This window comes from Cellulomonas sp. Y8 (assembly GCF_008033115.1).
Lineage (GTDB): Bacteria > Actinomycetota > Actinomycetes > Actinomycetales > Cellulomonadaceae > Cellulomonas.
The window spans coordinates 4,443,446-4,469,384 of sequence record NZ_CP041203.1 but is presented as its reverse complement, the minus strand read 5'-3'; the positions used below and the strand labels follow the sequence as shown (position 1 = coordinate 4,469,384).

Here is a 25,939-nt window from a genome sequence, read left to right as displayed (position 1 = left end):
TGACGTGCGGCGACGCACGGGGTACAGTCCCGCCGTCGTCCGAGGAGGGGCACCGTGCAGCGCAGCATCGTGGAGGAGCTCGGCGATCGGCTCGCCGCGCCCGAGGAGTTCGGGAGCGAGGCCCTCGTGGCGTGCGACGCGGTGGTCCGCATCTTCCGCTCCGGCGGCGTCGAGGTGCAGGCCCTCCAGGGGCTCGACCTGCTGGTGCACGCGGGGGAGATGGTCGCCGTCGTCGGGGCGTCTGGCTCCGGCAAGTCCACCCTGCTGCGGATCCTGTCCGCCGCCGACGCGCCGAGTGCCGGGCGGGTCCGCGTCGGGCGGTGGGACCTCGGGGCGCTGAGCGCGCGGGACCGCGTGACCTACCGGCGCACGGTGGTCGGGACCGTCCGGCAGCAGACCGCGCGCAACCTCGTGCCCTACCTGAGCGCGCGGCAGAACGTCGCGCTCCCGCTCACGCTCGCGGGGGTGCCGCGCGCGCAGCGGGCCGCGCGGGTGGGCGAGCTGCTGGAGCTGGTCGGGCTCGCCGACGCGGGCGGCCGCCGCCCCGCCGAGCTGTCCGGGGGCGAGCAGCAGCGGGTCGCGATCGCGGTCGCGCTCGCCAACCGGCCCCGGCTCCTGCTCGCCGACGAGCCGACGGGCGAGCTCGACACCGCCACCGGCCAGCAGGTGTTCGACGCGCTGCGCGCCGCCCAGCGGGACGCGGGCACCACGGTCGTGGTCGTGACGCACGACCCGGCGGTGAGCGGTCAGGTGGAGCGCACGGTGGCGATCCGGGACGGGCGGACCAGCAGCGAGGTGCTGCGGCGCTCGCACGTCGGCGAGGACGGCGCCGCGGCCGTCGTCGCCGAGGAGTACGCGGTCATGGACCGGGCCGGGCGGGTCCAGGTGCCGCGGGAGTACCGGGAGGCGCTCGACCTCACCCGCCGGGTCCGGCTGCAGCTCGAGGCGGACCACGTCGCGGTGCGGCCGGACGGCGCCGGGGTCCCGGCCGGACCGGGCGGCCACGACGGCTCGGCAGTGCCGGCCCGGCGCCGCCGGCACGGTGCCGCGTGACCGGGTCGCCGCTGGTCCGCGTCCGCGGCGTGCACCGCACCTACGGCTCGGGTCGCGCCGCCGTGCACGCCCTGCGGGGCGTCGACCTGGACGTGGCGCCCGGCGAGCTCGTCGCCCTGGTCGGCCGCTCCGGCTCGGGCAAGACGACGCTGCTCAACGTCGTCGGCGGGCTGGACCGCCCGGACGCCGGGACGGTGCACGTCGACGGGATGGACGTGACCACTCTCGACGCCGCGGGCCGGGTGCGCCTGCGTCGGGACGTGGTCGCCTTCGTGTTCCAGACGTTCGGGCTGGTCCCGGTGCTCAGCGCGGCGGAGAACGTGGCCGTGCCCCTGCGGCTGCGCGCGCTGCCGGTCGCCGACCGCGAGCGCCGGGTGGCCCTGCTGCTCCGGCTCGTGGGGCTGGACGGCCACGCCGGGCTGCGGCCGGACGAGCTGTCGGGCGGCCAGCAGCAGCGTGCCGCGATCGCCCGGGCGCTGGCCGGGTCGCCGCGCCTGCTGATCGCCGACGAGCCCACGGGCCAGCTCGACACCGAGACCGGCCTGGCGGTCATGGCGCTCATCCGGGCGGTGGTCGAGGCGGAGGGCATGGCGGCGGTCGTGTCGACCCACGACCCGGTGATGATCGGGCTGGCGGACCGGGCGGTGCGTCTGGTCGACGGGCACGTGCTGCCCGCATGAGCGCCGCCTGGGCCCGGGAGGTGCCCGCGCTGGCGCTGCACCGCGCCCGGGCGCAGGCGCCGCTGCTCGCGGCCGTGACCGCGACCGCGCTGGTCGCCCTGACGGTGCTGGCGGCGTGCGGGCTGCTCCTGACCGCCGGCCGCCGCGACGCGCTGGACGCGGCGCTCGCCGCCGCGGGCACCAGCGGCACCCAGGTGGTGGCCCGGGTCGTGCCGCCCGTCGGGGCGGACGCCGCGGACGCCGAGGACCTGGCGCCCGCGGTGGCGGCCGTCGTCGCCGAGGCGCTCGCGCCGCTGCCCGGGACCGCGTCCACCTGGACCGAGTCGCCCCTGCTCGCGCTGCCCGACGACGGCTCGGACGACGCGGGCTACGCGTACCTGACCGACGCTGCAGACCTCGCGGGCGCCGCGCGCCTGGTGGCGGGGTCCTGGCCCGGGGCCGTCGGGGCGGCCGGGACCGGCACGGGCGGGACGGCTCCCGTCGACGTCGCGGTCCCCGCGGCCACCGCCGCGGCCCTGGACCTCGCCCCCGGGGACACCGTCGACCTGGCCCCGTCCCCCGACGCGCCGGCGGCGGCACCGCGGACGACGGTCCGGGTCGTGGGCGTGTTCGAGCCGCTCGGCCGGGGCGACGCCGGGACGCCGGTGTGGCAGCGCGACCTGCTCGGGGGTGCCGGGGTCGACCCGGAGCACCCCCGGCCGGGTACCTCGGGCCGGAAGCTGTCGCCCGCGTACGGGCCCCTCGTGGTCGCCCCCGGCGCGCTGCCCGCCGCCGGGACCGGCGTCGGGGTCGTCACGGTGACGCTGCGTCCGGGCACCGCGGGCGTCGCCGTCGCGGACCTGGAGGAGGCCGGCCGGGACGTCGCCCGGCTGCGCCCCGCGCTCGCCGACGCGCTCGGCGACCGCGCGGACCGCGCGGTGGTCCGCACCGCGTTCCCGGCGACTGTCCGCGCGGTGGCGACCCAGCACGCGGTGGCGGGGGCCGCGGCGCTGACGGCCGGGCTGGTCGGCGTCGCCCTCGCGGCGGCCGCGCTGCTCCTCGCGGGCCGGCTGCTGGCCGCGCGCCGCGCCCCGGAGCGCGCGCTGCTGCTGGACCGGGGGGCGGGCCGGGGCCAGCTGCTCGGCCTGGCGCTCGGCGAGGCGGCGGCGGTGGTGGCCGTCGCGGCGGCGCTGGCCGTCCCGCTCGGCCTGGCGGCGTACCGGGCGCTGACGGCGGTGCCGCTGGTGGCGCGCTCGGGCGTGGGGACGCCGGACGGGGTGCCCGGCTCCCTCGTGGCCACGGTCGGCGCGGGCGCGGCCGGGCTCCTGCTGGCGCTCGTGGCGCCGGCGGCACGACCCCCGGCGGGCCGGCGACGCGGGGGCACGGCGTCGCGGCTGGCCCGGTCGGGCGGGGACCTGCTGCTGGTGGCGGTCGCGGTGCTCGCCGCGCTCCGGCTCCGCACGGGCGGCGCCACGGACGCCGTCCGGGTGCTCGCGCCGGTCCTCGTGCTGGTCGCGGCGTCGGTCGTCGTGCTGCGGGTCGTGCCCCTGCTGGCGCGGCCGGCCGAGCGCGCCGCGCGGCGGTCGCGGCGGTTCGTGCTGCCGCTGGCGGCGCTGGACGTCGCGCGCCGGCCCCGGGCCGCCGTCGCGCTGCTGCTCCTGGTGCTCGCCACCGCGGGCGCGACCGCCGGCGCGGGGTGGGCGGCGACCTGGTCCCGGTCCCAGGCGGAGCAGGCCGAGGCCCAGGTGCCCGCGGCCGTGGTCGCGTCCGACGTGCCCGGCTCGCCGACGGCGCAGGGCGCGCTCGTCCGGTCCGCCGCCGACGGCGTCGCCCTGCCGGTGACGGACCGGGTGACCGGGTTCGGCACGCTCGCGGTGTCCGGGCCCGAGGACGCCGAGCCCCGGCTGCTCGCCGTCGACACCCGGGCCGCGACGCTCGCCGGGCGGCTGCCGGACGGGACGACGTGGTCCGGGCTGACGGCGGGCCTCGCCCCGCCGGACGACGAGCTCGCGGCGGCGCTGCCGTTCGCCGCCGAGGGCGCGGATCTCGCGGTCCGGGTCTCGGGGACGACCGGCAGCGGGTACCCGATGGCGGTCACGCCGACGCTGGTGCTCGACGACGGGCACGGGGTGCGGGTGCGCGTCGCGGGGGAGCGGGTGCCGCTCGACGGCGTGGAGCGGACGGTGCGGCTCACCACACCGGGCGGGTTCGCCGCGCCGGACGGCGGTGCCCGGGTGCTGGCCGTCGCGCTGCAGGTGGCGACCGACGCCGTGCTGGAGGAGGGCGTCGGCGGCCTGGCGGACGTCGACGTGGCGGTGGGCTGGGACCTCCCGGCGGGCGCCGACGAGCCGGCGGCCGCGGCCGGCGGGTGGTCCGCGCGCCCGACCGACGCGACGCTCCGGAACCAGTCCCTCGCGGAGCCCGCGGTGACCGTGGCGCCGGGCCTGCTGCGCGGCACCGCCGAGGTCGACGTGTCGCGCGCGTCCTACCTGCCGACCGTGCTCGTGCTCACGGCGTTCGCCCCCGTGGCGCAGCTGCCGGTGGTGGTCACCGAGGACCTCGCGGCCGGCGCGGGGCTGGCCCCGGGCGACCCGCTGCAGGTCGCGGTCGGCGGGACCGCGCTGCCCGCGACCGTCGCCGCCGTCGCCCCGTACCTCCCGGGCGCGGTCGACGGTCCCGCGGTGCTCGCGGACCTGCGCACGCTGTCCCGGGTCGCGATCGGCGAGGCCGAGACCGCGTCGCTGGTGGACGCCTGGTGGCTGCCCGCGGGCGGCGACGTGGCCGCGCTGCGCGACGCGGGCGCGGCCGTGACGTCCCGCGCCGAGGTCGCCGAGGACCTCCGGGGCGGCCCGCTCCGCGTCGGGGTGCTCGCGGCGCTCGGGCTGCTCGTCGTCGCCGCCGTCGCGCTCGCCCTCGTCGGCACCGCGCTGCACGCCGCCGAGACGGCCGAGGACCGCGGCCCGGAGGTGGCGCGGCTGCTCGCCGTCGGGGCGTCGCCGCGCGCGGTGGCCGGGACCTACGCCGTGCAGCACGTGGTCGTGGACGTCCTCGCGGTGGCCGCGGGCACCGGGGTGGGTGCCGTCGCGGTCCGCGCGCTCGCGCCGGCGCTGACGATCTCGGCGACCGGGGGCCGGCCCGTGCCGGACGCGCTGGCCGTGTGGTCGTGGCCCGTCGCGGGCGGGATCGCGGCGGTGCTGCTCGCCGGGTCGGCCGCGGTGGTGCTGCCGGTCGTGACGGGCCTGGTCCGCCGGGCGTCCGCCGCGCACCTGCGGCTCGGGGACGCCGAGTGACGGGCCGGCACCGCGCCCGCGCCCCGCGGCGGCGGGCGGGCCTCGACCTCGGGACGCTCCCGCGGCGCGCCGCCGCGCAGGCGGGCCCGCTGACGCTGGTGGCTGTCCTCGTCGCCCTGGTGGTGGCGCTGGTGGCGGCCGTGCCCCGGGCGGTCGCGCGCGTGTCGGACGCGGCGGTGCAGGCCGCGGTGGCCCGGGCCGGCACGGACGCGGACCTGGTGGTGACGACGGCCACGGCCTTCACGGAGACCGGGCAGGGGTACGACGGGTCCGCCGAGCTCTCCCGGGAGGCCGCGGACCAGATCGCCACCGGGCTGGCCCCGCGGCTCGGGGACGTGCTGCGCGACCCGCTGGTCTCCACCGCCTCGGCGCCGCTGTCCCTCGCGGTGGCGGCGGACGACCCGGCCGCGCCGCCGGGCGAGGTGACGCTGCGGCTGGTGTGGACGCCGGCGGAGGGTGCGGTGACGTGGGTCTCCGGGACGGAGCCCGCCGCCCCGCCGGAGCGGCCCGCCCCGGGGGCGGACGGCGGAGCCGGGGACGGCGCGGCGGAGGACGCGGCGGCGGACGTCGGCGCGACCGAGCCGGCTCCCGTGCAGGTCGCGCTGTCCGAGGCGGTGGCGCGCGCGGTCGGCGCGACGACCGGCGACCCCCTGCACCTGACCGCGTCCGACGGCGGGCCGGTCGAGGCGGTGGTGGCGGGCGTGTTCCGGCCCGTCGACCCCGCCGCCGCGACGTGGCACGACGCGCCCGACCTCCTCGACCCGCGGGTGTCGACGATCGGCCCGGCCACGAGCACCGCCGCCGCCGCCCTGCTCTCGGACGACTCGCTGGCCGCGGCCGTGGCGGCGGTCGGGCCGCGCGAGGTGCAGCGCACCGTCCGGGTCGCGCTCGACCCGGCGCGGGTCGGCGTGGCGGCGGGCGACCGGGTGCTCGCGGAGCTGCCGGCCCTCCAGGCCTCGCCCGGCACCATCGGCTGGGGCGCGTCCGGCGGCTCGCTGCACTCGAGCGCGCTGGGCGTGCTGCGGGCGGCCGCGGCCGACCTCGCGGCCGCGCGGGCCGCCGCGACGTCGCTCGTGGTGGGAGGGGTGGTCGTCGGGGCGCTGCTCCTCGTCCTGACCGCGGGGCTGCTCGCCCGGCGGCGGGCGGGCGAGCTCGCCACCCGCCGCACCCGGGGCGCCGCGCTGCCCGCGCTGGCCGTCGAGCTCGGGGCGGAGGCGGTCGTGGTCGTCGGGGTCGGGGCGGTGGCGGGCGTGCTCGCGGCCGGTGCCGTCGTGCCCGGCGCCGTGCCGGTGGGCGTCGTGCTCGCCGTCGCCGGGGTCGCGGCTCTCGCGCTCCCGGTCGGCGCGCTGCGCGTGGCGCACGGTGCCGCGGACCCGGGACGCCGGCGCCGCGCGGGTGGGCGGGCGGACGCCCGGGCCCTGCGGCTGGCCGCGGAGCTCGCGCTCGTGGCCCTGGCCGCCGGCGCGGTGGTGGCGCTGCGCTCGAGCGCGGCGGGCGGCGGGGCCGGCCCGGTCCGTGGCGCGGGGACCGGCTCGGCGGGCGGCGGCGCGTCGCCCGACCTGCTCGCCGCCGCCGCGCCGGCGCTGCTCGCCGCCGTGGGCGCGGTCGCCGTGGCGCGGGCGCTCCCGGCGCTCGTCGCGCGGCTGGCCCCGCTCGCGGAGCGGTCCCGGCACGCGGTCGGGGTGCTCGCCGTCGCCCGTGCCCGCTCCGACGGCCTGGCCCCCTTGCCGCTGCTGGCCGTCGTGACGGCCGCCGCCCTCGTGGTCGTGGGCGCGTCGGCGGGCCAGGCGGTGCGGGACGGGCAGGACGCGACCGCGTGGGCGTCCGTCGGAGGCGACGCGCGGGTGCAGGGAGCGCCGGGCCCGGCGCTCGCGTCGGCGGCCGCGGCGTGGGCGCGCGAGCCGGGGGTGTCGGCCTCGGTCGCCGCGCGGGTCGCCCGGGACGTCCCCGCGCGCTCGGCCGACGGCTCCGCGCGCGTCGACGTCGTGGTGGGGGAGCCCGACGACCTGGCCCGGCTCGCGGCGTCGCTGCCGGCCGGGGCCGCGGGCGCCGGCGCGGTCACCGGCGAGGTCGTGCTGCGCTGGGAGGGCGAGGACCGCACGGTGCACGCCCTGCCCGGTCTCGCGCTGCCCCGGCCGTCCGCGGGTCGGGACGCGGCCCGTGCCGTGGTCGCGGTGGACGTCGCGGAGCTCGGCGGGGTGGACGCGACGCCGCCGGGCACCGTGTGGCTCGTGGGCCCCGGTGCCGAGGCGGCCCTCCGAGCGGCGCCGCCGCCGGGCGACGCGGAGGTCGCGACCCGGACCGCGGCCCTGCGCGCGCTGCGGGCCGACGTGCTGCCCCGCGCCCTCCTCGGCGCCGCGGGCGCGTCGGTGGCGCTGCTCCTCGCCTTCGTGGCGCTCGCCGTGCTGGTGTCCGCCACCGAGGGCGCGCCCGCGCGGCGCCGCGCCCTCGACACGCTGCGGACCGTGGGCCTCACGGACCGCGAGGCGCGCCGCGTGGCCGCCGGCGAGGTGCTGCCCGCGGCGGTGCTCGCCTCGGTGGCGGGGGCGGCGCTCGGGTGCGGCGTCGCGCCGCTGGTGCTGGGGCCGCTGGGGCTCGGGACGGCGCCGGCGGCGGGGTCCGCGGGGTCGGTCGCGTGGGTGGCCGCGGCGCTGCCGGTGCTGGCCGGGCTGGTGGCGGGGACGGCGGTGCTGCGGGTCGAGCACGCGCGACGGCGGACGCACCGGCTGGGCGAGGTGCTCCGCGCCGGCGGCTGACCCGGCACGTCGGGGGTCGGCCGAGCCACCCACCGGGCGCCCCCTCACCGGCGGCCCCACCACCTACCGACCCGCGCCCGCAGCACCCAGCGGGTCCCCAGGGACCACCCACGCCACCACTCAGCCGGGCCCACGGCGCGGACCCTGGACACCACGCGCCGCGACGGACCGGCCCCGCGGCCCGACCCGGGGGAGACGACCGTGCCGACACCGTCCCGAACGACCGCCGTGCTCGACGGAGCGGTCGACCCGCTCACCAAGGCCCGGGTGCTGGCGGCGCTCCTCGGCCGCCCGATGTCCGGCCCCGAGCTGGACCGGCGCTGCCGGGCCGACGGCGTCGCCGCGGCGGTGTCCGAGCTCGTCCTGGCGGGCTCCGTGCGCCGGACCCCGGACGGCGGCCTGGAGCTGGACCCCGGCCGGCGCTCCGCCGCGCTCGACGCGCTCGCGCGCGACCTGCGCGTCGGGGACCCGGCCGTCGCCGTCCCCCGGCCGCGCGGATGAGCACCCGCGCCGGGCTGTCCCCGCAGCGCGTTCCGTCGGAGACTGGGGGCTGACCCCGACCCGGACCAGGAGCGACCACGTGACGACGCGCCCGCAGCACCGCAGCGGCCCGACCCCGGGCGCGCACGGGCGCACCCCGGCGCGGGGGGCGTCTCACGCGGCCCGCGCAGGCCGCGTCCGTGGCGGTGCTCGGCGGCCTGCTCGCGGCGGTGGCGCTCCAGGGAGCCCCGGCCGGGGGCGGCGGCGCACCCACGCCCGCGGCGGCGTCGGACGAGCGCGCGGCACCGGTGGGACCCGCCCGGGCGACGCCGGGGCCGACGCCCGGGCCCGCGATCCCGTCCGCCCCGGCCGAGCTCCGGCCGACGGACGTCGCCGATCCCGGGGCCGCCCGCGGGCCGCTGGCGCTGCCCGAGACCCCCGCGCCGCCCGCCGCGCTCGTCCCGCCCGCCCGCGCCGCCCTCGACCTCGGCCTGCACCCCGTCGACGACCCCGCGAGCCCGTGGGTGGTCGTCAACAAGGCCCTGCCCGTCGCGCCGGCCGGCTGGGCGCCGGCGACGCTCGCGACCGTCGCCGGGTACCAGGTCCGCCCCGAGGTCGCCGCGCCGCTCGAGCAGATGCTCGCGGCCGCGGCCGCCGACGGGGTCGCGCTCACGCTGCGGAGCGCGTTCCGCTCGTACGACGACCAGGTCCGGGTGCACGCCGACCTCGTGGCGCGCGTCGGCCAGCAGCACGCCGAGGAGGTGAGCGCCCGCCCCGGGCACAGCGAGCACCAGACCGGCCTGGCGGTCGACGTCGGGAGCACGACCCGTCCCGACTGCGACTTCCAGGACTGCTTCGGCGACACCGCCGAGGGCCGGTGGGTCGCGGCCCGCGCGGGCGAGTTCGGGTTCGTCGTGCGGTACACCGCGGCGAACCGGGCCGTCACCGGGTACGCGCCCGAGGGCTGGCACCTGCGCTGGGTGGGGACCGAGCTCGTCGCCGAGCTGGACCGCCGCGGGGTCACGACGCTCGAGGAGGCGTTCGGGCTCCCCGGCGGCCCGGACTACCGATGAGCGCCCGACGGCGGCCTCACCGCGGGTCGTCGGGGGTGCTCGTCCCGCGGCCCTGCTGGCGCAGCCACTGCGAGTCGTCGTTGACGTACGCGTAGTAGAGCCCGATCAGCAGCCCGCCGCCGATGAAGTTCCCGACCAGCGCGATCCCCACGTTCCCGGCCGCGGCGCCGAGGTCCAGCCCCTCCTGCAGGCCGACGACCGAGAACAGCACCGTGTTCGCGACCGAGTGCTCCAGGCCGAGGAACGCGAAGATGAACACCGACGTGATCATCACGAGGCACTTGGTCAGGTCGTCCTTGATCAGCCCGTTGTAGACGAGCAGCATCGCGACGTTGATGCAGAAGTTGCACAGCACCGCCCGCACCAGCAGGTCGAGCCAGCCGGACGGCCCGTCGGTCACGTACGCGAGCTTGTGCTCGACCGACGCGACCATCTCGTCCAGCGGTGCGCCGTCGGTGATCGTCGACAGGCGCAGCAGCACCGCGACGAACAGGCCTCCGGCGAGGTTGCCGAGGTAGCAGAGCCCGAGCATCCGCAGCGCCCGCGGCCAGCTGGTCCGGCGGTGGTAGGCCCCGATCGAGACGATCATCATGTTCGAGGTCAGCAGCTCGGACCGCGAGTAGTAGATGAACACGAGCGCCCAGCCGAACACCACGGACCCGACCAGCCGGCCGACCGGCCGGACCGAGCCGTCCCCGATGCCCGCGAACGCGCCCAGCACCGCGTAGTAGGTGGCGTAGAGCAGGCCGATGAGCACGCCGGCCATGGCTGCGCGCTGCAGGTACCGGCGGGCCAGGCCGCCGGACATCGTCGTCTTGGTCTCCAGCACCTCGAGGGCGGTGCTGATGAACTGCTTGCCCGGGAAGAGGGACTGGGGATCGGCGGCGCTCACCGCGCACAGGCTGCCACACCCGAACCCCCCGGGTGAAGACCGGGCGCCGGGCTCATCACCGCAGGTGGGAGGCCCGATGAGACAGGAGACCCGCGACGGACCGCGGGCGGGACGAAGGACCATGACGGCCACAGCGAGCGACGCACGAACCGCACCACCCGCACCACCCGCCGACTGGGAGGCCGCGGTCGACGAGCTCGCCCTGCTCGCGGACTCCGACGCCGGGGCCTGCGTCCGCCGGGCGGAGGCCCTCATCGCCGAGGCGGTCGCCAGCCGGGCCGGCGGGGCCGAGATGCGGCTCGCGTACTACGCCGCCGTGGCGCACCACGCGCTCGGGGAGGACCTCCGGGCGCTGGAGCGGGCGGTCCGCGCCGAGCACCTGGCCCGGGAGCGCGGGGCGCTGGTGTGGCAGTCCCGCGCGCTCGCGCGGCAGGGGCTGGTGCACCACGACCTCGGCCACACCGAGGACGCCGTGGACCTGCTCACCCGCGCCGCCGAGCTGCGCCGCGAGGCGGACGACGTCGCCGGCACCGCCGACGTGCTCACGATCCTGGGCTCGGTCTACACGTCGATGCCGCACTTCGCGCCGCAGGCCGCGGGCGTGCTCACCCAGGCGCGCCGCCTCTGGCTGACGGCGGGGGACCCGGATCGCGCGTCGATCGCGCTGGCGAACCTCGCGCGCACCTTCGTCGAGACCAGCCGGCGGCTCGCCGCCGACAACCCGCGGGGGGCCCGCGCGTCCGCCCGCCGCGCCCTCGGGCTGGCGCTGGAGGCGGTGGACGAGTCCGACGCCGCCGGCCTCGCCCGGACGGCGGTCGACGCGCGCCTCACCGCCGCGGTCGCGCACCTGCTCGCGGGGGACCGCGAGGCCGCGGCGGGCGTGCTCGACGCGGCCGGTGCGATGCTCGCGCGGTTCCCGGCGGCGGGGCTGCAGCTGTCCCTGCACCGCATCCGGGCCGGGATGCTGCTGGACGGGGGTCTGCTGCCGGAGGCGGTGGCGGAGGCGCGCGAGGGCATGACCCTGTGCGACGCGCTGCGGCGGCCGGCGGAGCGGACCGAGCTGCTGCGGGTGCTCGCCGACGCGCACGAGGCGCTCGGCGACCCGGTGGCCGCGCTCGCCGCGCTCCGCGAGCTGCACGCGCTGACCGTGCGGCTCGGCGACGCGCAGGCCGAGCGCCGCGCCGCGCTCCTCGGCGCGCGGATGGAGGTCGAGCAGGCCGAGCGGCAGGCGGAGGCCGAGCGCCGGCGCTCGGAGGCGCTGGAGGAGCGGAACGCCCGGCTCGCGCACGAGGCGGCCCACGACGGGCTCACGGGCCTCGCCAACCGGCGCACGCTCGACAGCCAGCTGGACCTCTGGACGGCCGAGCGCGGTGCCTTCGCGGTGGCGCTGCTCGACGTCGACCACTTCAAGCGGGTCAACGACACCTACTCGCACCAGGTGGGCGACGCCGTGCTGGTGCGGGTGGCGGCCGCGCTCGAGCACGCCTTGCGCCGGGACGACCTGGCCGCACGGTACGGCGGCGAGGAGTTCGCCGTGCTGCTGGACGGGCTCACGGGCAACCGGACCGTCGACGTGTGCGACCGGCTGCGCGAGACGGTGGCGAACCTGGAGTGGGACGACCTCATGCCGGGCGCGCGGCTGACCGTCAGCATCGGCGTGGCCGAGCGGACCCCGGGGGAGCCGGTCGCCGACCTGCTCGCCCGCGCCGACGCCGCCCTGTACCGGGCCAAGGCGGCCGGGCGGGACCGGGTGCGGGTGGCGGACCCGGTGGCCTGAGCCGCGGGGTCGCCGGGCCGCCCGGGGTCAGCCCGCGGTGCCCCGGCCCGCCGCCGTGCGGGCGGCGTCCTCGACCCGCGCCCGGTACGCGGCCCACGCGTCGCCGTCGTGGAACGGCAGGTTCGGGTCGTCCGGCCGCGTGCCCACGGCGCCGTCGATCGTCTCGCGCAGGATGTCGGCGTGGCCCGCGTGCCGGGCCGTCTCCGCGACCAGGTGGACGAGGACCCGGTGCAGCGTGACGTCCGCGCTCTCTGGCCCCCACCACGGGACGCGGCCCGGCGCATCCAGGGGCAGCGCCGCGATCGTGGCGTCGGCGTGCGCGGCGGAGAACGCGTGCAGCTCCCGGACCTCGTCGAGCGACTCGTCCGCCGGCACCCACAGGTCGGCGTTCGGCTCGGCGTCGTCCGCGAACCACGGCAGCGACCGGCCGTGCGGGCGGTCGAACACCTCGCCGAGGTAGTCGAGCTGGACGCTGGCCACGTGCTTGACGAGCCCGGCGACGTTCGTGCCGGTGGCCGTGAGCGGCCGGCGTGCGTCGTACTCGGAGAGCCCGTCGAGCTTCGACAGCAGGGAGTCGCGGCTCTCGCGCAGGTACCGGTGCAGCATCGCCTTGTCGTCCATGCGAGCAGTCTGCCGCCGGGGTCCGACACCCGCGGCCCCGGGGCGGATCACCCGGACGGCGCAGGCCCGGGCGCTCCGGGTGCGGGACACCCCGGGCGACCCGACACTGACGACGTGACCGACCGGCTGCTCCTGCTCCGCTCCCTGGCGGAGGCCGTCGCGCGCTCGGGTCCGGGCGCCGGCTCGGGCCTCTGCCCGCCGGCGGTCGAGCGGCTCTGCCGCGCCGCCGCGGCCCTGCTCGGGGCGGACGGCGCCGCGCTGACCTGCGCGCCCGCCGGCGCCGGCCGGTACACGGCGTGCGCGACCGACGACGTCGCGGCCCGGCTCGCGGAGATCGAGGACCTCGCGGGCGACGGCCCCGCCGTCCGCGCCGCCCGGCACGGCCGGACTGTCGGCACGGTGCTCGGCGCGGGTGCGGCCGGGCGTCCGGCCGACCTCCCGCCGGACGTCCCGGAGGTGCCGCCGGTGTTCGCCGTGCTCGCCGCCGACGCGGTCGACCCGGGCGCGACGGTCGCCGTGCGGGCCTGGCCGGTGCACGTCGACGGCCGGGCGGTGGCGGCCCTGACCGTGCACGGCCCGGCCGCGTCCGTCCCCGCCGACGTGCTCGCGGACGGGCAGGTGCTGGCCGACGCGCTCGGACCGTCGCTCGTCGGCCCCGCGGTGGCGAGCGCCCCCGCCCGGGCGCGCCGGCACCGGGCGGTCGGCATGCTCGTGGCCCAGACCGGCCTGGCGCCGGACGACGCGGCGGCGCTGCTGCGGGCGCGGGCCTGGGCGGAGGACGTGGCGGTCGCCGACCTGGAGGACGCCGTGCTCGAGCGGCGCGCGACCTTCGCGGGCGGCGACGCCCCCGACCCCGGCGTCACCCGGCAGGGCTAATCGACCACCGTTCCGCGGGGGGACGGGACGAATCGGGCATCTTGCCCCCGCCCCGCGTGCCACCATGTGCCTGCGCGCCGTCCGCGCGCGATCGGCGACGGGGCTCGGCGAGGAGCCCCGCACGTGCTGCCCAGGGGGACGGACGATGGCTGAGGTGTGTGCGGTGTGGCCGGGCGCGGAGCCCGCGCGCAGCGTGCTGGCGCTCCTGGACGACCTGGTCGGTCTCGTGACGGCGGGGACGGGGGGCGCCGCCGAGGGCGCCGTGCACGCCCACCGGCGCGGCGCCGACTGGCTGATCGCGTCCACCGGGGACCGGCTGACGCGCTCGGGCGCGGCGGTCGACCAGGCGGGTCCGTGGCGTGAGGCGCTCGGCACCGGCGCGTCGCTGGTCCTTCCCGACCTGCGCGCGGAGGCCGCCGCGGCCGCCGAGCCGTGGCGGGCCGTCGCGCTGCGGGCCGGGTTCCGCGGCGTCCTCGCGCTGCCGGCCCCGCTGCAGCGGGGCGGCACCGCCGCCCTGACCCTCTACCTGGACGAGCCCGGCGCCTGCGGGCCCGAGGTGGTGCGCCGGGCCGGCGGGTTCGCGGGCGAGATGGCCTCGCTGATCGAGCTGCACAGCACGATCCCGGCGCGCGAGCCCGCGCTGTCCGAGGCCGAGGCGGCGCGCCGCACCCGGGCCTCCGTCGACCACGCCGTGGGCGTGCTCATGGAGGTCCGCGGGTGCGACGAGGACGAGGCGCGGCACGTGCTGGAGGTGCTGGGCGCCTCGCAGGGCCGGACGCTCGACGCGGTGGCCGCGTCGGTGGTCCGGCACGCCGTGCGCCCCGGCCGCGGGGGCCTCGGCGGCGGCTCCGCGAAGGCCGCCCGGGGCGCCTGAGCAGCCGCCGCGGCCGTGCGTGCCGCCCCGCGGGCCCACCCGGGACCGTCGGCCCATCCCGGCCCGCTGCGGCGCGCCTACCGTGGCCGGCACGGGCGTCGCACGGTCGCGCCGCCCGCCGCGGGAGCCAGGGGAGGCAGCCATGCGCGCGCACGTCGTCTACGAGAGCCTGTTCGGGAACAGCCACGCCGTCGCGGAGGCGGTGGCGGCCGGGCTCCGCGCGGCCGCGCCGGGCGCGGACGTCTCGGTGGTGAACGTGCTGGCGGCGCCCGACGCGCTCCGCACCGACCTCGTGGTCGTCGGCGGCCCGACGCACGCGTTCTCCCTGAGCCGCCCCGAGACCCGGCGCAGCCGACCGGACCACCTCGACGACCCCGAGGCCCGCCTGCGCGCGGACGCGGAGCCGGGAGCCGACACGGGGCGGGGCGTCCGCGAGTGGCTCGAGGCGCTGGAGGCGCCCGAGGGCACGCCCGCGGCGGCCTACGACACCCGGGTCGACCGGCCCGTCCCGAAGCGCGCCTCCGCGGGCATGGCCAAGCGGCTGCGCCGCGCCGGCTGCCGGGTGGTGCTCCCGCCGGCCGGGTTCCACGTCGTCGGCATGCACGGGCCGCTCGTCGACGGCGAGCTCGCGCGGGCGACCGCGTGGGCGGGCGAGGTCGCCCGCGCCGCCGGGCTCACCGGAGCGCCCGACCCGTCCTGACGGCCTCCCCGGGCGCCACCGCGGCGCGCGGCTAGGCTGCGGCGGGACGACCCGCGGTCCGACGCGGGCGCGGGGACGCGAGGAGCGCGGCGGTGGCGGACGTGACGTCGACGGTGTTCTGGGTCAACGGGCGCCTGGTGCCCGAGGCGGAGGCGACGACCTCGGCTCGGGACCACGGGTTCGTCGTGGGCGACGGCGTGTTCGAGGCGGTCAAGGTCGACCGCGGGCGCATCTTCGCGCTGTCCCGGCACGTCGCGCGCATGACGCGGTCCGCCGCGGGCATCGGCCTGCCGGGCTTCGACCCGGAGCTCGTCCGGCGCGCGGCCCACGAGGTCGTCGAGGCGAACGCGGACCTGCTCACCAGCGCCTACGACCTGCTCCGCATCACGTTCACCGGCGGTCCGGGCGTCCTGGGCAGCGGCCGGGTCGACGGCCCGCCGACGCTGGTGCTCGGCGTCACCCCGGGCCACGACCCCGACCCCGAGACCGCGGTGATCACCGTGCCCTACCGCCGCAACGACGTCGGGGCGCTGACCGGACTCAAGACCACCTCGTACGGCGAGAACGTGCTGGCGCTCGCGCAGGCGCGGGCCTCCGGCGCGAGCGAGGCGGTGTTCGCCAACACGCGCGGTCAGCTGTGCGAGGGCACGGGCACGAACGTGTTCGTGGTGCGGGACGGGGAGCTGCTCACGCCCCCGCTGTCCTCCGGCTGCCTCGCGGGGGTCACCCGGGCCCTGGTGCTCGAGTGGCACGGCGCCCGCGAGGTCGACCTGCCCTACGACGCGCTCACCAGCTCGGACGAGGTGTTCCTCACGTCGACCGCCCGGGACGTCCAGCCCGTGGTCGCGGTCGACGGCGCGCCCGTGGGCGGCGGCGCGCCCGGGCCGGTGACGCGCGCGGTCGCGCGGGTGTTCGCGGAGCAGCAGTTCCAGCACCTCGACCCCTGACGGAGCGCCCGCTCAGACGCCGTGCAGGGTCGCGGCCAGCAGCGCGGCGCGCGACGCGAGGGCGGGCAGCCGGACGTGCTCCGTGGCCGCGTGCGCCCCGCCGCCGGCCGGGCCGAAGCCGTCGAGGGTGGGCAGGCCCGCGGCCCCGGTGAGGTTCGTGTCGGCGGCCCCGGGCGCGGGCGCGCCGGTGACGTCCTGCCCGACCCTGCTCGCCGCGGCGGCCACCGCCGCGAGCAGCCCCTGCGACGCGGCGCCGGGCTCCCACGCGGGCCGCCGGGACAGCACCTCCGCGCGGACGTCCGCCCCGGGCCGGACCGGGACGGGCTCGGTGAGGCGCGCCAGCACGGCGCGCTCGCTCGCGCGGGTGACGAACCGCAGGCCCAGGTCGGCGCGCGCGCTCTCGGCCACGACGTTCGTCCGGGTGCCGCCCGCGACGACGCCGACGTTCGCGAGCACCGACGGGTGGTCGGCGAGGAACCGCCGCGCGGCGAGCAGCTGGTCGAGCAGCTCCTCGGTCGCCGACACGCCCGCGTCCGGGTCGACCGCCGCGTGCGCGGCCAGCCCGGTGACGTGCAGCCGGAGGCGGGTCGAGCCGCGCCGGGCGGTCTTCAGCCCGCCGTGCGCGCCCGGCGCCTCCAGCCCCAGGGCGTAGGCGGCGCCGCGCGCGGCGTCCCGGACCAGGTCCGCCGTGGCAAGGGAGCCGACCTCCTCGTCCGGGGTGACCAGCAGCCGCACCGGGCGGTGCCCGAGCCCGGCGGCCTCCAGCAGCTCCGCCGCCGCCAGCGCGACGACGAGGCCGCCCTTCATGTCGTAGGTCCCCGGCCCGTGCAGCACGCCGCCGTCCCGGCGCACGGGAACCGCGCCGACCGCGTGCACGGTGTCGTGGTGCGCCAGCAGCAGCGCGGGGGCGTCGCCGGCGCGCGGACCCCGGCCGGGCAGGTCGAGGACGACGGCGTCGCCCGACGCCGGGTCCGTGGTCGGCTCCCGGCCGCCGCGGAACCCGGCCGCGCGCGCGTCCGCCACCACGAGGTCCGCGAGCGCGTCCAGCGCCTCCGCCGCACCGGTGGGGGTCTCGAGGCGCACGTACCGCTCCAGGCGCCCGGCGTCCGCGGGCAGCCGGCGCCGGGCGGCCTCCTCGAGCCCGTCCAGGGCCGCGGCGTCGCCCCTCATGCCCCCCGAACCTAGGCCCGTCGCGCCCGCCCCGCCCGCGGGGCGCCCGGCCCGTCAGGCCGGGGAGTCCGCCCGGAACCGGCGCAGGAGGCTCTGCGCCGCCTCCGCCACGAGCCCGTGGTCGTGCGTCACCGCGAACGCGAACTCCCGCTCGTCGTCCTCGGGCGACCCCACGGGCGCGCCGAGGGCCGCCGAGTGCCGGGACCGCGGCCCGTCGATCTCGCGCCCGACGAGCGCCACCGACTCGTGCGCCCCCAGGACCACCACCGCCCACTCCTGGGCGAGCGGCTCGGCGGGGTCGAGCGACGCCCACCGCACCTCGGTCGGCAGCTCAGCCGGCCGGCCGGTGCCGAGCGCCCCGACGAACGGCAGCGCCCCGGCCAGCCGCTCGTAGCGCCGCGCGGACCGGCCGGTGAAGAACCGCTCGTCCTGGAACGCGCCGAGCACCACCGGGGGCACCCGGTGCGCGACCGCCGCGGCCTCGAGGGTCCGGGACAGCGGGAGCAGCAGGCGCTTGGGCGCCAGGCGGACGGCCCGGCGCGTCCCGATGACCTCGAACGGCGTGGCGGCGCCCCCGAGCGGGGCGTGCGGTCGCGGGAGCCGCCCGGCGTGCCGTTCGCCGGCGGGCAGCGTCCGGTGCGGCCGCCCGAGGAACCAGCCCTGGCCGAGGTCGGCGCCGAGCACGAGCGCCCGCGTCAGGTCGTCCTGGGTCTCGATGCCCTCGGCCACGACGCGCGCGCCGGTCGCCTCGGCCCGTGCTCGGACCGCGCCCGCGACCGTGATGGTCTCCGGGTCCTCGAGCGTGCGGAGCAGCTGCAGGTCGAGCTTGATGATCTCGGGTGCCAGCAGCGGGATGAACGCGAGCGACTCCGGGACCGCCCCGACGTCGTCGAGGGCGATGGCGCACCCGGCCGCGCGCAGCCGGGCCGCCGCGTCGAGCATCCCGGCCGGGTCGAGGGCGAGCGCGCGCTCGGTGATCTCGACCACCACGCGCACCTGCGGGCCGCGCCGCGCGAGCGTCTCGAGCACGAGCGGCAGGTGCCGGGACAGCGTGCGGGGCTCGATGTTCAGGAACAGGGTGTGGGACGCCCCGCCCGCCGCTGCCTCGGCGTCCGCGAGCGCGCGCGACATCGCCGCCCGCTCCAGCTCGCCGAGGAGGCCGGCCTGCTCCGCCGCGTCCAGCACCTCGAGCGGCGACCGCCAGCCGGAGTCCGCCGGCGTCCGCAGCAGCGCCTCGCGGCCGAGCACCTCGCCCGTCGCGAGCTCGACGACCGGCTGGTACGCGCAGTGCACCCCGCCGGTGCGGAGCAGCTCCGGCACGGGCAGCCGGCCGGGGTGCTCCGGAGCGGACAGGAGGGTCACCTCGTCCTGATCGGCAGGCGCGCGCCGATGTTGAAGGTCCTGGTCGTCGGCGTGTGCGGCGCGGCGCGCGACGCCCGCTCGGGCTAGCGTGGCCGCGGGTCAGGACGGGACGGGGGCGGCGTGGCACGACATCAGCAGGACCGGCGGGTGGGGGACCACCTGGTCGACCGGGGCCTGGTCAGCAAGGCGACGCTGGACGCCGCGGAGCGGGTCGCCGCGGAGTCCGGCGCCTACATCGGGCAGGTGCTGATCGCGATCGGCGCGATCGACTCGGAGTCCCTGACCCGCGCGCTCGGCGACCTGTGGGGCCTGCCGTACGTCGTGCCGACCCGGATCACGGAGGCGCTCGACGCGCAGGGCGTGGATGTCGGCCGCGTGCTCGCGGAGCAGTGGCTGCCGCTGGAGCGCCGCGGCGACGGCACCCTGGTGGTGGCCGTGGTTGACGAGCCGACGCCCGAGCGCCGCGCCGCGATCGCGAGCGCGCTGGGCGAGGAGCCGTTCCTCGTGCTCGCCGACCGGTGGGACTTCCAGCAGGCCGTCCTCGACCGCTACGGGTCGGACCTCCGGGAGCGCGCGAGCCTCGGGCTGTGGGGCCGCTCACCGGCGCAGTCCGCCCGGACCGTCCTCGTGCCGTGGCAGCGGGTCGCGCTGGTCGTCGCGCTGGTCCTCGTCGTGCTCGCGGCGGTGGCGGACCTGCGCGCGGTCGTCGTCACGCTGTCGGTGGTGGTCGGGCTGGCGTTCCTGGTGGGGACGGGGTTCAAGTTCTGGGCGTCGTTGCGCGGCGCGCGGATGGAGCACGTGACGCGCACCGACCCCGCCGAGCTGGCAGCCCTGCCCGACCACGAGCTGCCCCGGTACACGGTCCTGGTGCCCGTGTACAAGGAGGCGAACATCGTCGCCAACCTCATCGGCAACCTCGGCGCACTGGACTACCCGGCGCACCTGCTCGAGGTGCTGATCCTGGTCGAGGAGGACGACACCGAGACCCGCGCCGCCGCGGAGGCGGCGCACCCGCCGGCGCACTTCCGGTTCATCACCGTCCCGGCCGGCGCCCCGCAGACCAAGCCCAAGGCGTGCAACGTCGGCCTGGAGTTCGCGACCGGCGAGTACCTCGTGATCTACGACGCCGAGGACAAGCCCGAGCCCGACCAGCTCAAGAAGGCCGTGCTCGCGTTCCGGCAGGCGGGGGAGGAGCTGGTCTGCGTGCAGGCCGCGCTCAACTACTTCAACGCCGACGAGAACCCGCTGACCCGGATGTTCACGCTGGAGTACTCGTTCTGGTTCGACTACATGCTGCCCGGGCTGGAGTACGGGAGGCTCGCGATCCCGCTCGGCGGCACGTCGAACCACTTCCGGGTCAGCGGACTGCGCCGGCTCGGCGGCTGGGACCCGTACAACGTCACCGAGGACGCGGACCTGGGCATCCGGGCGTCGGCCGAGGGGATGCGGGTCGGCGTCATCGACTCGACCACGTACGAGGAGGCCAACACCTCCTACCCGAACTTCGTGCGGCAGCGCTCCCGGTGGATCAAGGGCTACATGCAGACGACGCTGGTGCACCTGCGGCAGCCGTTCCGGCTCGTGAAGGTGGCCGGTCTCCGGCAGACGCTGTCGTTCCTGTTCCTCGTCGGCGGCACGCCCGCGACCTTCCTCGCGGTGCCGCTGCTGTACGCGGTGTTCTTCGCGTCGCTGCTCCTCGACCCGCACCAGCTGTCGTTCCTGTTCCCCGGCTGGGTGCTCTGGCTGTCGCTGTTCAACCTGGGCGTCGGGAGCGCGCTCATGATCTACGTCTCGATGATGGGCGCCTTCAAGCGCCGCCGGTACGGCCTCGTTCTGTGGGGCCTGGCGAACCCGGCGTACTGGCTGCTGCACTCCGTCGCCGCGTACAAGGCGCTCTGGCAGCTCATCACGAAGCCGCACTACTGGGAGAAGACCGCACATGGCCTCACTGGCGTCGCCGCTGCCGCGCACGTCCCCGCGTCGGTACGCGGCTGACACCTGGCCGGTCCGCCCCGCCGCGCGCTGGGGGCTGCGGGTCGCGCTGGCGCTGCCGTTCGTCGCGGTCGCGCTCCTCTCCCGGGCGGCCGGCTGGGTACCCGCGGCGAACGAGGCGCTGGCCGACCGCGGCGCGCTCGTGCAGTGGGGCGACAGCGGGCTGTCCTGGATCGCGAGCGTGTTCCCGCCGCTGTCGGCCGCGGTGTCCGCCCTGCTCGGCGGCAGCACGCCGGCCATGAGCCTGCTCGCCGCCGCCGTGCTCGGCTTCACGCTGCAGCGGCTCGCGGCGGTGCTCGTCCGCGAGGGCCTCGGCCCGTGGGCGACCGCGGCCGTCCTCGGGACGCTGGTGCTGACCCCGCCCCTGTACTACCTGGCGTCGAACGACCTGGTGTCGCTCCTGGGCGTCGCGCTGCTCGTGCTCGCGCTGGACGGCATCGCCGCGTTCGTCGAGCAGCGGTCCACCGAGGCGGGCTTCCGCGCGGGCCTCGCGCTGGGCGTGGCCGTCATGCTCGACCCGGGCGCGTGGCTGTACGCGCTCACGCTCGCGGCCGTCGCGCCGTTCTTCGCGCGGCGCGCGGGCCGGTCGGGGCGGCGGGCGAACGAGGCGACCGTCGCGGTGCTGCTGTTCCCCGCGGTGGCGGCCGTCGCGTTCTGGCTGTACGCGTCGTGGTGGTTCTCGTCCGACCCCCTCGGGGGCATGGAGGCGGCGACGCCCGCGGGCTGGCTCCCGGGTGGCGCGGGTGCCTCGGCGGCGGAGGCGCTGCGGCAGATCGCCCTCGCGCTGCTCGCCGCGCCGCTGGTCCTGGTCGCGTCGACCGTGCGTGCGGTCCGGGACCCGTGGTCGCTCATCGCGCCGGGCATCGCCGTCGTCGGGCTGTACCTGTCGCTGTGGCTCGGGCTGCGCGAGGCCGCGGGCCAGACCTGGATCGTGCTGACCGCGCTGTACGTGCTGCTGCTGGCGCCGCGGAACCCCGGGCCGCGGCGGCGGGTCGCGATCGTGGTGGCGTCCGTCGCGCAGGTCGCGATCGGCTGGCTCGTGGTGCTGACGTCGGGCGGGACGCTCGGGGTGTGGGCGCGGGCGGTGCTGGGGGGCTGACCCCGCGCCGCCCGGGCTGGTGGCCGCCGCCGCGACGCGGTACAACCGAGGCATGACGACCCGCCCCCGTGACCTCACCTCCGAGACCGCCGCGAACCACCGCGCCGAGGCCCTGCCGTCCGAGGCCGAGCTCCGCGCCACCGACGTCCGCTCGGGCGGCGACCCGGCCGGTGCGCCGCGCACCCTGCGGGACAGCGAGCTGCTCCCCGACGACGAGGCGATCGCGGCGTCGGACGACTGGGACGACCCCGAGCGGCTCTGACCCCGCCCGCGCGGCACGAGGCCCCGGCCACCCTCTGGTGACCGGGGCCTCGGCGATCCGGGGGTCGCGCGGGCCCGGCCCGCGCGACCGGAGCCGTCAGACGGAGGACGGGTCCTTCGCGGCGGCGCCGGCGTCCCGCGCCGACTCCTGCTCGCCCTCGGCGTCCGCGGTGCTCAGCTCGCCGCCCGCGTTCTCGAGGTGCGCGCGCACGAACCAGTGGAACAGCTCCAGCTCGTGCAGGTGGCCGACCAGCAGGTCGTTCGTGACCGTGTCGAGGTCCTCGGTCGCGGCCGCGGCCTCGCGGTGGTCGGTGACGACGCCCACGTAGACCTCGTCCAGGGCGCCCAGGTGCTCGATCGCGCCGGCCCGGCCGATCGAGTAGTCGTCCCAGCTGCGGTCCTGCACCAGCGCGCCGGGGGTGCCTACCGGGGCCACGCCGAGGGTCGCGATGCGCTCGGCGATCGCGTCCACCATGGCGCGCACGGCGTCGACCTGCGGGTCGATCATCTCGTGCACCGCGATGAAGTGCGGGCCGGTGACGTTCCAGTGGATGTGCTTGAGCGTGAGCGCCAGGTCGTTCAGCGCGTTGAGGCGCTGCTGGAGGATCGCGGCGATCGTGCGGCCGTCCTCGACGCTCAGCGACGGGACGGTGTACTTCGGCAGCTCCGTGCGGCGAACCATCAGTCTCCTCCTTGCGGTCCTCGGCGCCCGACGGCGCCGGCTGGCACCCACGCTGCCGCAACCTCCCTGGTCGCGCAATCGCAGGTCGGACGGGTGCGGGCGCGCGCGGTCGCACGCGGCGGGCGTCCCGGGTCAGGCCTCCCAGGGGTCGGGCGCGGTGTCGTCCCGGCGCCCGCGGAGCACCGGCTGCCGCAGCCGACCCGACGGCGTCCGGGTGAGGTAGCGGACGTCGAGCAGCACCTCCGGCTCCACCCAGACGGTGCCCCGGGCGTCGACGGGCTCCAGCCGCTCGGCGAACGGCGACGTCGGCCGCTCCAGCGGCCGCAGCGCCGCGGTGAGGTCCCGGGCCAGCGCCCCGGCCAGCCCGCTGCCGGCGCGGCACAGGAGGCGCAGGCCGCCCGCCGCGTCCGGGGCGCCCAGCAGCACCGCCCCCATCCGGCCGCTCCCGGTCGTCTCGGGGCGCCAGCCGCCGACGAGCGCGGTGCGGGTGGTGTGGTGCACCGCCTTGAGCCAGTCGCCGGACCGGCGGCCGGGCTGGTACGTCGAGCCGGCGCGCTTGGCCACCACGCCCTCCAGGCCCTGCGCCCGGGTGGCGGACCAGATCACGTCGCCGTCGGAGTACACCGGCGACAGCTGGACGTGCTCGGGCAGCGGCACCGACTCCAGGGCGGCGCGCCGCTCGTCGAACGGCCGGCGGGTGAGGTCCTCGCCCGCGAGGACGGGTACGTCGAACACGAGATAGCTCACGGGCACCCGGCGGGCGAGGGCGGCGGCGCGCGCGGGGTCCCGGACGTGCATCCGCTCGGCGAGGGCGGGGAACGACGGCACCCCGTCCCGCATCGCCACCACTTCGCCGTCGAGCACGGTGCCCGGCGGCAGGCCCGCCAGCCCCGCGAGCTCGGGGTACGCCGGTGCGGCGTCCCGGCCGTTGCGGCCGAGCATCCGGAGGCGGTCTCCCGTGGTGTCGGCGAGGATGCGGACACCGTCCCACTTCACCTCGAACCGCCAGCCCGGACCTGCGGGCAGGCGGCCAGGGACGGGGACAGGGGTGGCGAGCATGGGCTGCACGGGTCCATCCTGCCCACAGCACGCGGAGTCGTCGCGGGGGAGTGCTCCGCGCCGGGGAGGGTGGTCACGATGCGCGCGATCTGGAAGGGCGCCGTCGCGTTCGGTCTGGTCAACGTGCCGGTCAAGCTCTACGCGGCCACGGGGGAGCACGAGGTGCCGCTGCACCAGGTGCACAAGAAGGACGGCGGCCGGATCCGGTACCGCAAGGTGTGCTCGATCGAGGACGAGCCGGTCGAGTACAGCGAGATCGCCAAGGGCTACGAGACGGACGACGGGCAGCTCGTGGTCCTCACCGACGAGGACCTCGACCAGCTGCCGCTCGCCACCGAGCGCGAGATCGAGGTCATCGAGTTCGTGCCCGCCGACCAGGTGGACCCGATCCTGCTCGCCAAGACCTACTACCTGGAGCCGGACCGCACGGCCGCGAAGCCGTACGCCCTGCTCCGCGAGGCGCTGACCAGCACCGACCGGATGGCCGTCGTCAAGGTCGCGCTGCGGCAGCGGGAGTCGATGGCGGTGCTGCGCGTGCGGGACGACGTGATCTGCCTGCAGACGCTGCTCTGGCCGGACGAGGTGCGCGAGGCGGACTTCCCGATCCTCGACCAGGACGTCACCGTCAAGCCGCAGGAGCTCGCGATGGCGTCCTCGCTCGTGGAGTCCCTGGCCGGCGACTTCGACCCGTCCGGCTTCGAGGACCGGTACCGCGCCGCGCTGGAGCAGGTGATCGAGGCGAAGGTGTCGTCGGGCCGCACGCAGGCGGTGCCGCAGGCCGAGGAGGTCGGCGAGGGCGGCCAGCCCGCGGGCGAGGTCGTCGACCTGCTGGCGGCGCTGCAGCGCAGCGTGGAGAAGGCGCGCGGCGGGGGAGGTGGGTCGGCGGCGTCGTCCGGGACGGGGTCCGACACCGCGGCTGACGAGGAGCCCGCGAAGAAGGCGCCGGCCCGGAAGTCGTCGTCCCGCGCGAAGGCCGCGGCGGCCGACGACGAGGACAAGCCCGCCAAGAAGCCGGCGGCGACCCGGTCCCGCGCCAAGAAGGCCGACGCCGAGCCCGCCGAGGACAAGGCCGCCGACGAGAAGCCCGCGCGCACCCGGCGCAAGCGGGCGTCCTGACGCGTGGCGACAGCGATCCCGGGCGACCCGGCCGACGCCGCGCCCGTGCACGAGGCCGTCGTGGCCGCGCTCCGGCGCGCCGCGTTCCTGCTGGAGCGCGGCGGCGCCACGTCGTACCGCGCCGACGCGTTCCGGGCGGCCGTCCGGTCGCTGGAGCGCACCGGGCCCGACGAGGTCCGCGCGCGCCTCGCCGCGGGCACGCTGACCGATCTGCCCGGCGTCGGGGCCCGGACCGCCGAGGTGGCGGCGGCCGCGGCCGCGGGCGGGCCGGTGCCCTACCTGGTCGAGCTGGAGCACACGTACCCGGCTGCGGAGCCGACCGGGGACGGCGCCGCGCTGCGGGCGGCCCTGCGCGGCGACCTGCACGCGCACACCGAGGCGAGCGACGGCTCGACCACCGCCCAGGAGATGGTGCTGGCCGCGATGGAGCTCGGGCACGAGTACCTCGCGATCACGGACCACTCGCCGCGGCTCACCGTGGCCAACGGCCTGTCCCCGGCGCGGCTGCGCGCGCAGATCGAGCAGATCGAGGCGCTGAACCGGGCGATCGCGCCGTTCCGGGTGCTCACCGGCATCGAGGTCGACGTCCTCGACGACGGGTCGATCGACCAGGAGCCCGAGCTGCTGGACCGGCTCGGCGTCGTCGTGGCGTCCGTGCACTCCAAGCTCCGGATGGACTCGGCCGCGATGACCCGGCGGATGCGCGCGGCCGTCGCGAACCCGCGGGTCGACGTGCTCGGCCACTGCACCGGTCGGCAGCTCACCGGGAAGCGGCAGCGCCCGCCGAGCGAGTTCGACGCGGCCGCTGTCTTCGCCGACTGCGCCGAGCACGGGGTGGCCGTCGAGGTGAACTGCCGGCCCGACCGGCTGGACCCGCCGCACGCGCTGCTCGACGTCGCGGTCGACGCCGGCTGCCTGTTCACGGTCGACACGGACGCCCACGCGCCGGGGCAGCTGTCCTGGCAGCCGGTGGGCTGCGACCGGGCCGCCGCGCACGGCATCGGGCCCGACCGGGTGCTCGACGCGTGGCCCCTCGACCGCCTCCTGGAGCACCTCGCGGGCCGGAAGGTCGCTGCCTGAGCGACACACCGCCCGCGTGGCGATGCGCGGAAGCGCCCTGCCTGCCGTTATGGTCGTCCGCGTCGGTCCGCCGGAAGCTGACGCCCCACGCAGGCGCCGAGCGGCCCGCGCACCCAGTTC

22 protein-coding genes are annotated in these 25,939 nt (G+C 78.5%); 16 read left to right on the top strand and 6 right to left on the bottom strand.

Annotated elements, in window-relative coordinates:
- The first annotated feature begins 54 nt into the window (after window positions 1-54).
- The 6 genes from FKM96_RS20395 to FKM96_RS20370 all read left to right on the top strand — a co-directional run bounded on the left by FKM96_RS20395 (window position 55) and on the right by FKM96_RS20370 (window position 9,311).
- On the top strand, window positions 55-1,053 hold the full coding sequence (locus tag FKM96_RS20395) for an ABC transporter ATP-binding protein (protein WP_168217062.1): 999 nt from the start codon (window positions 55-57) through the stop codon (window positions 1,051-1,053).
- On the top strand, window positions 1,050-1,733 hold the full coding sequence (locus tag FKM96_RS20390; RefSeq protein ID WP_147796789.1) for an ABC transporter ATP-binding protein: 684 nt from the start codon (window positions 1,050-1,052) through the stop codon (window positions 1,731-1,733). Before FKM96_RS20395 ends, FKM96_RS20390 begins: the two co-directional genes overlap by 4 nt.
- Window positions 1,730-5,002: an FtsX-like permease family protein gene (locus tag FKM96_RS20385; protein ID WP_147796788.1), complete on the top strand. Its 3,273-nt coding sequence runs from the start codon at window positions 1,730-1,732 to the stop codon at window positions 5,000-5,002. The genes FKM96_RS20390 and FKM96_RS20385 overlap by 4 nt, the downstream gene beginning before the upstream one ends.
- On the top strand, window positions 4,999-7,758 hold the full coding sequence (locus FKM96_RS20380; protein WP_147796787.1) for an FtsX-like permease family protein: 2,760 nt from the start codon (window positions 4,999-5,001) through the stop codon (window positions 7,756-7,758). The genes FKM96_RS20385 and FKM96_RS20380 overlap by 4 nt, the downstream gene beginning before the upstream one ends.
- Window positions 7,759-7,959: 201 nt before the next feature.
- Window positions 7,960-8,259 carry a hypothetical protein gene (locus tag FKM96_RS20375; protein ID WP_147796786.1) on the top strand — a complete coding sequence of 100 codons (300 nt, stop codon included), beginning with the start codon at window positions 7,960-7,962 and terminating at the stop codon, window positions 8,257-8,259.
- Between the two features lie 179 nt (window positions 8,260-8,438).
- Window positions 8,439-9,311, top strand: coding sequence for a D-alanyl-D-alanine carboxypeptidase family protein (locus FKM96_RS20370; protein ID WP_147796785.1), 873 nt, complete (start codon window positions 8,439-8,441; stop codon window positions 9,309-9,311).
- 16 nt (window positions 9,312-9,327) lie between these two features.
- On the opposite strand, the gene FKM96_RS20365 is transcribed toward FKM96_RS20370, so the two are convergent.
- Window positions 9,328-10,203 carry a formate/nitrite transporter family protein gene (locus tag FKM96_RS20365; RefSeq protein WP_246855106.1) on the bottom strand — a complete coding sequence of 292 codons (876 nt, stop codon included), beginning with the start codon at window positions 10,201-10,203 and terminating at the stop codon, window positions 9,328-9,330.
- A gap of 121 nt (window positions 10,204-10,324) precedes the next feature.
- Between FKM96_RS20365 and FKM96_RS20360 the strand changes: the two genes are divergently transcribed.
- Window positions 10,325-11,980 carry a GGDEF domain-containing protein gene (locus FKM96_RS20360; RefSeq protein WP_147796784.1) on the top strand — a complete coding sequence of 552 codons (1,656 nt, stop codon included), beginning with the start codon at window positions 10,325-10,327 and terminating at the stop codon, window positions 11,978-11,980.
- Window positions 11,981-12,007: 27 nt separating this feature from the next.
- Here the strand turns inward: FKM96_RS20360 and FKM96_RS20355 are convergent, their stop codons facing one another.
- Window positions 12,008-12,601, bottom strand: coding sequence for a DinB family protein (locus FKM96_RS20355; RefSeq protein ID WP_147796783.1), 594 nt, complete (start codon window positions 12,599-12,601; stop codon window positions 12,008-12,010).
- 114 nt (window positions 12,602-12,715) lie between these two features.
- Here FKM96_RS20355 and FKM96_RS20350 point away from each other — a divergent pair, with 114 nt between their 5' ends.
- The 4 genes from FKM96_RS20350 to FKM96_RS20335 all read left to right on the top strand — a co-directional run bounded on the left by FKM96_RS20350 (window position 12,716) and on the right by FKM96_RS20335 (window position 15,998).
- A complete protein-coding gene (locus FKM96_RS20350) occupies window positions 12,716-13,477 on the top strand; it encodes a hypothetical protein (protein ID WP_147796782.1) in 762 nt (253 codons plus the stop codon).
- A gap of 145 nt (window positions 13,478-13,622) precedes the next feature.
- A complete protein-coding gene (locus FKM96_RS20345) occupies window positions 13,623-14,351 on the top strand; it encodes an ANTAR domain-containing protein (RefSeq protein WP_147796781.1) in 729 nt (242 codons plus the stop codon).
- A 142-nt stretch (window positions 14,352-14,493) separates the two neighbouring features.
- Window positions 14,494-15,051, top strand: a complete 558-nt coding sequence (locus FKM96_RS20340) for a flavodoxin (protein WP_147796780.1) — start codon at window positions 14,494-14,496, stop codon at window positions 15,049-15,051.
- Window positions 15,052-15,143: 92 nt separating this feature from the next.
- Window positions 15,144-15,998, top strand: coding sequence for an aminotransferase class IV (locus FKM96_RS20335; protein WP_246855105.1), 855 nt, complete (start codon window positions 15,144-15,146; stop codon window positions 15,996-15,998).
- Between the two features lie 12 nt (window positions 15,999-16,010).
- Here the strand turns inward: FKM96_RS20335 and FKM96_RS20330 are convergent, their stop codons facing one another.
- Window positions 16,011-17,168 (bottom strand): M20/M25/M40 family metallo-hydrolase, encoded by a 1,158-nt coding sequence (locus FKM96_RS20330; RefSeq protein WP_147796779.1) that lies wholly within the window; start codon window positions 17,166-17,168, stop codon window positions 16,011-16,013.
- Window positions 17,169-17,222: 54 nt separating this feature from the next.
- The gene (locus tag FKM96_RS20325; RefSeq protein WP_147796778.1) at window positions 17,223-18,530 is read right to left on the bottom strand and encodes an EAL domain-containing protein; all 1,308 of its coding nucleotides are present in this window, start codon (window positions 18,528-18,530) and stop codon (window positions 17,223-17,225) included.
- A gap of 120 nt (window positions 18,531-18,650) precedes the next feature.
- Between FKM96_RS20325 and FKM96_RS20320 the strand changes: the two genes are divergently transcribed.
- Genes FKM96_RS20320 through FKM96_RS20310 form a run of 3 tightly spaced genes read left to right on the top strand, consistent with a single transcriptional unit; the run spans window position 18,651 to window position 21,883 of the window.
- A complete protein-coding gene (locus FKM96_RS20320; RefSeq protein WP_147796777.1) occupies window positions 18,651-20,525 on the top strand; it encodes a glycosyltransferase in 1,875 nt (624 codons plus the stop codon).
- Window positions 20,470-21,621 carry a hypothetical protein gene (locus tag FKM96_RS20315; protein WP_147796776.1) on the top strand — a complete coding sequence of 384 codons (1,152 nt, stop codon included), beginning with the start codon at window positions 20,470-20,472 and terminating at the stop codon, window positions 21,619-21,621. Before FKM96_RS20320 ends, FKM96_RS20315 begins: the two co-directional genes overlap by 56 nt.
- A gap of 52 nt (window positions 21,622-21,673) precedes the next feature.
- On the top strand, window positions 21,674-21,883 hold the full coding sequence (locus tag FKM96_RS20310; protein WP_147796775.1) for a hypothetical protein: 210 nt from the start codon (window positions 21,674-21,676) through the stop codon (window positions 21,881-21,883).
- 96 nt (window positions 21,884-21,979) lie between these two features.
- Here the strand turns inward: FKM96_RS20310 and FKM96_RS20305 are convergent, their stop codons facing one another.
- A complete protein-coding gene (locus FKM96_RS20305) occupies window positions 21,980-22,564 on the bottom strand; it encodes a Dps family protein (protein ID WP_147796774.1) in 585 nt (194 codons plus the stop codon).
- A 132-nt stretch (window positions 22,565-22,696) separates the two neighbouring features.
- Complete coding sequence (locus FKM96_RS20300; RefSeq protein ID WP_147797273.1) at window positions 22,697-23,623, bottom strand: DNA ligase; 927 nt, start codon at window positions 23,621-23,623, stop codon at window positions 22,697-22,699.
- 78 nt (window positions 23,624-23,701) lie between these two features.
- Here FKM96_RS20300 and FKM96_RS20295 point away from each other — a divergent pair, with 78 nt between their 5' ends.
- Window positions 23,702-24,739, top strand: a complete 1,038-nt coding sequence (locus FKM96_RS20295; protein WP_147796773.1) for a Ku protein — start codon at window positions 23,702-23,704, stop codon at window positions 24,737-24,739.
- Between the two features lie 3 nt (window positions 24,740-24,742).
- A complete protein-coding gene (locus FKM96_RS20290) occupies window positions 24,743-25,819 on the top strand; it encodes a PHP domain-containing protein (protein ID WP_246855104.1) in 1,077 nt (358 codons plus the stop codon).
- Window positions 25,820-25,939 lie beyond the last annotated feature (120 nt).

Excerpts from the sequence above, each read along its gene's own strand:
- FKM96_RS20315 (WP_147796776.1), top strand. The coding sequence starts at position 20,470 with ATGGCCTCACTGGCGTCGCCGCTGCCGCGCACGTCCCCGCGTCGGTAC.
- FKM96_RS20330 (WP_147796779.1), bottom strand. The coding sequence starts at position 17,168 with ATGAGGGGCGACGCCGCGGCCCTGGACGGGCTCGAGGAGGCCGCCCGG.
- FKM96_RS20295 (WP_147796773.1), top strand. The coding sequence starts at position 23,702 with ATGCGCGCGATCTGGAAGGGCGCCGTCGCGTTCGGTCTGGTCAACGTG.
- FKM96_RS20305 (WP_147796774.1), bottom strand. The coding sequence starts at position 22,564 with ATGGTTCGCCGCACGGAGCTGCCGAAGTACACCGTCCCGTCGCTGAGC.
- FKM96_RS20360 (WP_147796784.1), top strand. The coding sequence starts at position 10,325 with ATGACGGCCACAGCGAGCGACGCACGAACCGCACCACCCGCACCACCC.
- FKM96_RS20355 (WP_147796783.1), bottom strand. The coding sequence starts at position 12,601 with ATGGACGACAAGGCGATGCTGCACCGGTACCTGCGCGAGAGCCGCGAC.
- FKM96_RS20300 (WP_147797273.1), bottom strand. The coding sequence starts at position 23,623 with ATGCTCGCCACCCCTGTCCCCGTCCCTGGCCGCCTGCCCGCAGGTCCG.
- FKM96_RS20340 (WP_147796780.1), top strand. The coding sequence starts at position 14,494 with ATGCGCGCGCACGTCGTCTACGAGAGCCTGTTCGGGAACAGCCACGCC.
- FKM96_RS20385 (WP_147796788.1), top strand. The coding sequence starts at position 1,730 with ATGAGCGCCGCCTGGGCCCGGGAGGTGCCCGCGCTGGCGCTGCACCGC.
- FKM96_RS20345 (WP_147796781.1), top strand. The coding sequence starts at position 13,623 with ATGGCTGAGGTGTGTGCGGTGTGGCCGGGCGCGGAGCCCGCGCGCAGC.
- FKM96_RS20310 (WP_147796775.1), top strand. The coding sequence starts at position 21,674 with ATGACGACCCGCCCCCGTGACCTCACCTCCGAGACCGCCGCGAACCAC.